The 386-nt window shown below is 61.7% G+C and carries 1 protein-coding gene; it reads left to right on the forward strand.

All coding sequences use genetic code 11. The annotated features are described in order from the left end of the window. The coding region (locus SB756_RS28380) for an immunoglobulin-like domain-containing protein (protein ID WP_410912820.1) at nucleotides 1-386 on the forward strand (386 nt) is incomplete at both ends.

Below are 386 nucleotides of genomic sequence, written 5' to 3' on the forward strand. Positions count from 1 at the left end.
CACATCAACCAGCCGCTGGACCACGACCTGGTCGTGACCCTGAGCAACAACGCTCAGGTCACCATCAAAGCCGGTGATACCAGCGCGCCGTATACCCACGATGCGCAGGGCGACGACGTCTACAACGACGCCGGTGAGATCAGCTTGGGCATCAAGTCCGCTGTGGACGTTGACGGCCGTACCTTCGAAAACCTGGAGTTGGGCGGCTCGGCGAAGGTCGACGTCACCGACACCACCGACGAAGTGGTGGCGAAACTGACCGCCACCCCTTCGGTGACCGAAGGCGGCGAGATCACCTACACCATCACCCTGACCAACAAAGACGGTCTGCCGATCAACAACCACGGCGCGCTGACCTTCACGCTGAGCGACGGCAAGACCGTCAT

This window comes from Pseudomonas sp. SIMBA_068 (genome assembly GCF_046534705.1).
Taxonomy (GTDB): Bacteria; Pseudomonadota; Gammaproteobacteria; order Pseudomonadales; family Pseudomonadaceae; genus Aquipseudomonas; species Aquipseudomonas putida.